The organism is Streptomyces sp. XH2 (genome assembly GCF_049725035.1).
GTDB lineage: Bacteria > Actinomycetota > Actinomycetes > Streptomycetales > Streptomycetaceae > Streptomyces > Streptomyces roseoverticillatus.
In genome coordinates this window covers 331,863-338,820 of the sequence record NZ_JBMMMZ010000013.1, presented here as the reverse complement: position 1 = coordinate 338,820, position 6,958 = coordinate 331,863, and the positions used below count along the sequence as shown (strand labels likewise).

General features: G+C 71.9%; 5 protein-coding genes. 2 read left to right on the top strand and 3 right to left on the bottom strand.

What is annotated here, in order from left to right; all coding sequences use genetic code 11:
- Nucleotides 1-239 precede the first annotated feature (239 nt).
- A complete protein-coding gene (locus ACOTKD_RS27120; protein WP_030367087.1) occupies nucleotides 240-788 on the bottom strand; it encodes a MarR family winged helix-turn-helix transcriptional regulator in 549 nt (182 codons plus the stop codon).
- Between the two features lie 130 nt (nucleotides 789-918).
- On the opposite strand from ACOTKD_RS27120, the gene ACOTKD_RS27115 reads away from it, so the two are divergent.
- A complete protein-coding gene (locus ACOTKD_RS27115) occupies nucleotides 919-2,202 on the top strand; it encodes an MFS transporter (RefSeq protein WP_424891582.1) in 1,284 nt (427 codons plus the stop codon).
- Nucleotides 2,203-2,260: 58 nt separating this feature from the next.
- On the opposite strand, the gene ACOTKD_RS27110 is transcribed toward ACOTKD_RS27115, so the two are convergent.
- Together ACOTKD_RS27110 and ACOTKD_RS27105 are read right to left on the bottom strand one after the other, a co-directional pair.
- The gene (locus tag ACOTKD_RS27110) at nucleotides 2,261-4,075 is read right to left on the bottom strand and encodes an ATP-binding SpoIIE family protein phosphatase (RefSeq protein ID WP_424891581.1); all 1,815 of its coding nucleotides are present in this window, start codon (nucleotides 4,073-4,075) and stop codon (nucleotides 2,261-2,263) included.
- A 266-nt stretch (nucleotides 4,076-4,341) separates the two neighbouring features.
- Nucleotides 4,342-5,637, bottom strand: coding sequence for an NAD(P)/FAD-dependent oxidoreductase (locus ACOTKD_RS27105; RefSeq protein ID WP_424891600.1), 1,296 nt, complete (start codon nucleotides 5,635-5,637; stop codon nucleotides 4,342-4,344).
- 414 nt (nucleotides 5,638-6,051) lie between these two features.
- On the opposite strand from ACOTKD_RS27105, the gene ACOTKD_RS27100 reads away from it, so the two are divergent.
- The gene (locus tag ACOTKD_RS27100; RefSeq protein WP_424891580.1) at nucleotides 6,052-6,786 is read left to right on the top strand and encodes a TetR/AcrR family transcriptional regulator; all 735 of its coding nucleotides are present in this window, start codon (nucleotides 6,052-6,054) and stop codon (nucleotides 6,784-6,786) included.
- The last annotated feature ends 172 nt before the right edge of the window (nucleotides 6,787-6,958 follow it).

The window sequence follows — 6,958 nt, the reverse complement described above, 5'->3', positions numbered from 1 at the left end:
CTACTTTAGCGGATTTCCCCGGCGGCTCCTAATCGGAGCCTGGGGCCTTCCCGATCCGAATTCCGGCATGCCGAAATTCATCCCGTTCAGGGGCCGTGCAGTGGTGAGTGCCGCCGGTGCGGCTCGAGTGGCTGTCTCAGAACCGTCATGGCTCCGTGACAACTCGGAGAACACTACCCATCCGTCAGAGGAGTGTCAACTGGCCGTTGGGCCCCCTCCGTCGGGCTCCCCGGCGGGGCTCAGTCGAGGTCGCTCAGCCGTCCGCCGGCGTCCGGCTGGGCGTCCTCCACCCGGCGCAGCAGGCGGGTCAGCATCTCGCCGAGCCGGCCGCGCTCCTCGCCCGAGAGGTCCTGGAGCAGGTCCTCTTCGAAGACCGTGGCCATCCGCATGGCCTCCAGCCACTTGCTCCGGCCTTCTTCCGTGATGCCGACGATGACGCGGACACGGTTGCTCTCGTCGCGCTCCCGGGTCACCAGGCCCTCCGCGACCATGCGGTCGATGCGGTGGGTCATGGCGGCGGGGGTGAGGCCGAGCCGCTTGGCGAGGTCGCCGGGGCCCAGCCGGTACGGGGCGCCGGCCAGCACCAGGGCCTTGAGGACCTCCCACTCGGCGTTGCTGATGCCGAGCTCGGCGGTCTGGCGTCCGTAGGCGACGTTCATCCGCCGGTTGAGGCGGCTGAGCGCCGATACGACCTTCTCCACCTGGGGGTCGAGGTCCTGGAACTCGCGCTGATAGGCGGCGATCTGTTCGTCGAGGCTCGGCTCGGAGGCGCCGGGGGTGTCAGCCATGCCCGGCAGTATGACATGAACTGATTCGCGCTAAAGCCCTTCGACATGTACTCTTTAGCTTCGAACTTTACTGTTGAAGTCTTCAGACCTCGACAGTCCCGCCTCTCAACCTCGACCTAGGAAGGTGAGTGTGACCACCGCGATGGGCGCAGCTCTGCGCCGGATCCAGCTGGGGAACGCCCTGAGCGCGTTCGGCAACGGCTTCACCGTCCCGTTCCTGTTCATCTATGTGTCTCAGGTACGGGATCTCGGAGCGAGCACCGCGGGCCTGGTGCTCATGACGTTCGCCGTGTCCGCACTGGTCGTGCTCCCCTTCGTCGGCCGGGTCATCGACCGGCGGGGTCCGCTGCCTGTTGCCGTCGCCGGTACGGTCTCCGCCGCCGTCGGGTCGATGGGCATGGGGCTGGCGTCCACCGAGTCGCTGGTCTTCGCCGCTGCCGCAGCGCTGGGTGCCGGTATCGCGGTGATCCAGCCGACGCTCGCCACGATGATCGTCTGGTGCTCGACGCCGACGACCCGGTCGCGTGCGTTCGCGATGCAGTTCTTCCTGAACAACCTCGGCCTCGGCGTCGGCGGGCTGCTCGGCGGGCAGCTCGTGGACACCTCGGACCCGGGCAGCTTCGTGCGGCTCTTCGCGATCGAGGCGGCGATGTTCCTGGTGCTGGGTGTCGCCGTGACGACCGTGCGGCTGCCGAAGGCGCCCAGGGTCGACGACGCGGTCCCGACGGACGAGGGCGCCAAGGGCGGCTGGCGGACGCTGCTGGGTGACCGGGCCATGGTGCAGCTGTGCGTCCTGGGCTTCGTGATGTTCTTCGCCTGCTACGGACAGTTCGAGTCGGGTCTGGCGGCGTTCGCGGTCGAGGTCACCCGCATCTCGCCGGCGACGCTCGGCATCGCGCTCGCCGCCAACACCGCGGCGATCGTGCTGGCGCAGTTCGTCGTCCTCAAGCTGGTCGAGGGGCACCGGCGCAGCCGGGTCATGGCGCTCGTGGGTGTCATCTGGACCGTTGCGTGGGTGGCCGCGGGGGTCTCGGGGCTCGTTCCGGGGGCGCACGGGGTGGCGACCGCGCTGCTGATCTCCACGTACGCGCTCTTCGGCATCGGCGAGTCGATGCTGTCGCCGACGGTGGCGCCGCTGGTGGCGGACCTGGCACCGGCCCGGCTGGTCGGTCAGTACAACTCGGCGTTCGCGCTCGTGAAGCAGCTCGCGCTGGCGATCGGGCCGGCCGTGGGCGGTCTGATGGCCGGTGGCGGCCTGTACGTGGCGTACATCGCCATGGTGATCGCGTGCTCCCTGCTCATCACCACGCTGGCACTGCGGCTGGGCCGCCGGCTCACCCCGGCGCAGGACAACCCTCTGGTGGCGCGGGCACAGCGTCGCCCGGCGGAGAAGCGCACAGCCGTCCACGTCTGATGTACGTACGCATATAAGAGGAGAGGGAGGGCGCCCTAGGCGCCCTCCCTCTCTTTCGTCACCCGTGCCCCGCCGGCAAGGCGAACTCGCACCAGACGGCCTTCCCGCCGCCGGGCGTGCGCCGTGAGCCCCAGGACGAGGCGATCGTGGCGATGATCGAGATGCCGCGCCCCGCCTCGTCCGCCGGCTCGGCGCGGCGGCGCCGTGGGAGGTGGTCGTCGCCGTCGGTGACCTCGATGATCAGCCGGCGGTCGGTGCGGCGCAGGCGCAGCCGCATGGGTGGTGTGCCGTGCTGGAGGGAGTTGGCGACGAGCTCGCTCGCGGCGAGGACGCCCAGGTCCCGCAGCTCGGTCGGGAAGCGCCAGCTGACGAGGACGCCCGAGGCGAAGGCACGGGCCCGGGGTGCGGCCTCGATGCCGCCGAGGAGCTCCAGGGCGGCGTTGTGGAAGAGCTCGGCGTCGTGGCCGGTGCGCGCGGGGTGCTGGAGGACGAGGACGGCGACGTCGTCGTCGTGGTCTGCGGTCACGCCGAGGGCGCGGATCAGGCGGTCGCACATGACCTGGGGTGATCCCGTGGCGCCGGCGAAGGCGCGCTCCAGGGCGGCGACGCCTTCGTCGATGTCCTCGGTGCGGCGCTCGACGAGGCCGTCCGTGTAGAGCACGGCGCTGGAGCCGGGGCCCAGCGGCATGGTGCCGGAGGTGTGCATCCAGCCGCCGGTGCCGAGGGGCGGGCCGGTGGGTTCGGCGGCGCGGCGGACCGTGCCGTCGGGGTCGCGGACGAGGATCGGCAGGTGGCCGGCGGAGGCGTAGACCAGGCGGCCCTCGTTGGGGTCGTGGACGGCGTAGATGCAGGTGGCGATCTGGGTGGCGTCGATCTCGCCGGCGAGGCCGTCGAGGAGCTGGAGGACCTCGTGGGGCGGCAGGTCGAGGCGGGCGTAGGCGCGTACGGCGGTGCGGAGCTGGCCCATGACGGCGGCGGCGCGCACTCCGCGGCCCATGACGTCGCCGATGACGAGGGCGGTGCGGCCGGCGCCGAGGGTGATGACGTCGTACCAGTCACCGCCTACGGCGGTGTCCTTTCCGCCGGGCTGGTAGGTGGCGGCGACGCGCAGGTCGTCGGGCTGTTCGAGCTCCTGAGGGAGGAGGCTGCGCTGGAGGGTGACGGCGGCTTCGCGCTGGCGGCGCTCGCTGGCGCGCAGCCGCTCGGCGGCCTCGACCTGGTCGGTGACGTCCGCGGCGAAGACGAGGACGCCGGGCTGCTTGGCCTCGGTGGCCCCCACTTCGATCGGGGAGCAGGTGAACGTGTAGTAGCCGCTGCGGGGGCGGCTTTCGGCGTCGGCGGCGGCCGGGGCGGGTGCTTGGTGGGGGACGTCGGCCACGGGGGTGCTGTCGCCCGGGGCGGGTGGGGCGGGGCGGGGGGCGGCGATGTTCGTCGCGGCGTTGATGTCCGCGGTGACGCGGCGGGACTTGACCGTACGGGGCCGGCGGCTGCGCAGGACCTGGTCCATGAGGGGGAGCAGGCCGAGCTCGGCGAGCTCGGGGAGGGCTTCGCGGGCGGAGGCGCCGGGGGCGCGGGGGCCGAAGAGGGCGGCGTAGGCGTCGTTGACGTAGGCGATGCGGTGCTCGGGGCCGTAGACGACGGCGACGAGGGCCGGGACCTTGCCGAGCGTGTCGTGGACGGAGAGGCCGTCGAGGGTGGGGACGGGGCCGTCCGGTGCGGGGGCCGCGGGTGGGCCGGCCTCGGCGCGGGCGGCGGGCACGGAGCCGCCGGCCGCGGGCGGTGCGGGGGCGGCGGTGCGGTCCTTGCGGTCGGCGCGCGCCGCGGCTCGGCGCTGTGTGCCGGGGAGCCGGGCGCTCCAGCGGGTGAAGTTCACAGAGGATTACCTCGCGGAGTCGTTCCGGACCAGCTCGGCGACGTGGCGTGGCCGATCCGCGTGCCCGGCGCGGGGCCGCGGTTGGCGGTGCGGGGGACTGCCCCCGGGGGAATGCAGCAAACGTCCGAATCCTCGTAATTGTTACTCTTCGCAGGTACGAGCCCACCCATGGTCACACGACCAGTGTGGCCGACCGGACTGACATCCGTCAGACGTCGGCCTCTCCGGGGGAGTTCCCGGCTCCGCCACAGGGCCCATGACCTGCTTCAACTCGCTTCCGGGTGACGTCCCGTGTCTGCGGCGAGTTCGAATTCGGCCCGGGGGTTTTCGAGCGAGCCGAGGGAGACGATCTCGCGTTTGAAGAGGCCGGTGAGGGTCCACTCGGCGAGGACGCGGGCCTTGCGGTTGAAGGTGGGGATCCGGCTGAGGTGGTAGACGCGGTGCATGAACCAGGCGGGGTAGCCCTTGAGCTTCCTGCCGTAGAGGTACGCGACGCCCTTGTGGAGGCCCAGGGAGGCCACGGAGCCGACGTACTTGTGCCGGTACTCCGTGAGGGGCTTGCCCCGCAGGGAGGCGAGCACGTTGTGGGCGAGGACCTTGGCCTGGCGGACGGCGTGCTGGGCGTTGGGCGCGCACACGGCGTCGGGGTCGTCCGAGGTGAGGTCGGGGACGGCCGCCGCGTCGCCCGCGCCCCAGGCGTGTTCGACGCCGTCCACGGTGAGGGCCGCCGTGCACTTGAGGCGGCCGCGGCCGTTGAGGGGGAGGTCGGTGGCGGCGAGCACCGGGTGGGCCTTGACTCCCGCGGTCCAGACGAGGGTTCGCGTGGGGAAGCGTGAGCCGTCGCTGAGGACGGCGATGCGGTCCGCGCAGGAGTCGAGGCGGGTGTCCAGGCGGACGTCGATGTTGCGCCCGCGCAGCTCGCGCAGTGCGTAGCGGCCCATCTCCTCGCCCACTTCGGGCAGGATCCGGCCGGTGGCCTCGACGAGGACGAACCGCAGGTCCTCGGGTTCGAGGTTGTGGTAGTACCGGGCGGCGTAGCGGGCCATGTCCTCGAGTTCGGCGAGGGCCTCCACGCCCGCGTAGCCGCCGCCGACGAAGACGAAGGTCAGGGCCGCGTCGCGGACGGCGGGGTCGCGGGTGGAGGAGGCGATGTCCATCTGTTCGAGCACGTGGTTGCGCAGGCCGATGGCTTCCTCGACGGTCTTGAAGCCGATGCCGTACTCGGCGAGGCCGGGGACGGGCAGCGCGCGCGAGACGGAGCCGGGTGCGAGGACCAGTTCGTCGTAGCGGATCTGGATGGCGCCGGTGCCCTCCTCGTGCGTGGCGAGGGTGCTGATGGCGGCGACGCGTTTGGCGTGGTCGATGGACCTGACCTCGCCGATGACGACCTGGCACTTGTCGAGCGTGCGGCGCAGGGGGACGACGACGTGGCGGGGCGAGATGGAGCCGGCCGCTGCCTCGGGGAGGAAGGGCTGGTACGTCATGTACGGCTCGGGGTCGATCACGATGACGGTCGCCTCGCCGCGCCTGAGCTTCCGCTGCAGGCGCAGGGCGGTGTACATCCCGACGTAGCCGCCGCCGACCACCAGAATGCGCGCCGGTTCCTTCGCCAAGGCCACTCCTCAGTCGTCGAGGTCCGCGAGCACAGCTCCTTCCCCATGACGCACCCCCGGCCGGAGTTTGTCCACAGGCCGCGCGAAATGTATGACCGGCTGCGGAGCTGATCCCTCCACGGGGGGCGCACCGGTTCGAGAGACAGGTGCGCAGGTCAGGGTGGATGCGGTGGGGTTGTGGGGTGGTGCAGAATCGGTGCGGAGGGGGGATGTACTCCAATCGGGGATGCCCGGTGCGGAACTACCCCTTCTTTCTTGACCTGGGCTCAACTATGTTCGTACTCCGTCGGGGTGTCAGAGACGTGCCCCGGCAGTCAGGGCGGGGAGTCTCCGGGGGGAGACGTCATAACCGGGGGAACACATATGCATATGCAGGGCTCTCATTGGTCGACCGCTGTCGCGCCGTCAGAGGCGGGCGGTGGCCGCAGCACGCCGTTGCGCGTGGACGCCCAGCGCAATCTCGAGCACGTACTGCGTGCGGCCCGCGAGGTCTTCGGCGAGCTGGGCTACGGCGCGCCGATGGAGGACGTGGCGCGTCGCGCCCGCGTCGGCGTGGGGACGGTCTACCGCCGCTTCCCCAGCAAGGACGTCCTCGTCCGGCGGATAGCCGAGGAGGAGACCGCCCGGCTCACCGAGCAGGCGCGCACGGCGCTCGGGCAGGAGGACGAGCCGTGGTCGGCGCTCTCGCGCTTCCTGCGCACGTCGGTGGCGTCCGGCGCGGGCCGGCTGCTGCCGCCGCAGGTGCTGCGGGTCGGCGTCGACGTGGAAGCGGAGGAGATCGAGGCGCGCGTGCCGCAGCAGCGGCAGCCGGGCGTCACGGGCGGTCAGCTGCACGAGCTGCGGCTGGTCGAGCAGCGGCCGGCCCCGGCCGTCGAGCGGCACGACGCGGGCGCCGCGGCGCTGCTGGAGGTCGTCGGGCGGCTCGTGGAGCGGGCGCGGGCGGCGGGCCAGCTGCGGCCGGACGTGACGGTGGCCGATGTGCTGCTGGTGATAGCGACGGCCGCGCCGTCGCTGCCGGATGCGGTGCAGCAGGCGGCGGCGTCCTCGCGGCTGCTGGACATCCTGCTGGAGGGCCTGCGGTCGCGGCCGTCCGAGTAGGCGTCCCGGGGTGCGTTGCCGGGGCTCGCTTCGGCAGCGCACCCGCGGAGGCACTTGCGTGAGTGCGCTGCCGGCAGCGCACTCACGCGGCTCGCTTCCCACAGCTCGTTTTTGGCGGGCTCGGGCTTCCCATAGCTCGTTTCTTCGGCGGGCGCGCCCGGTGCGGTTCTGC

Coding starts and splice junctions, on each gene's coding strand:
- ACOTKD_RS27105 (WP_424891600.1), bottom strand. CDS start 5,637: ATGTACACCGCCCTGCGCCTGCAGCGGAAGCTCAGGCGCGGCGAGGCG.
- ACOTKD_RS27100 (WP_424891580.1), top strand. CDS start 6,052: ATGCATATGCAGGGCTCTCATTGGTCGACCGCTGTCGCGCCGTCAGAG.
- ACOTKD_RS27120 (WP_030367087.1), bottom strand. CDS start 788: ATGGCTGACACCCCCGGCGCCTCCGAGCCGAGCCTCGACGAACAGATC.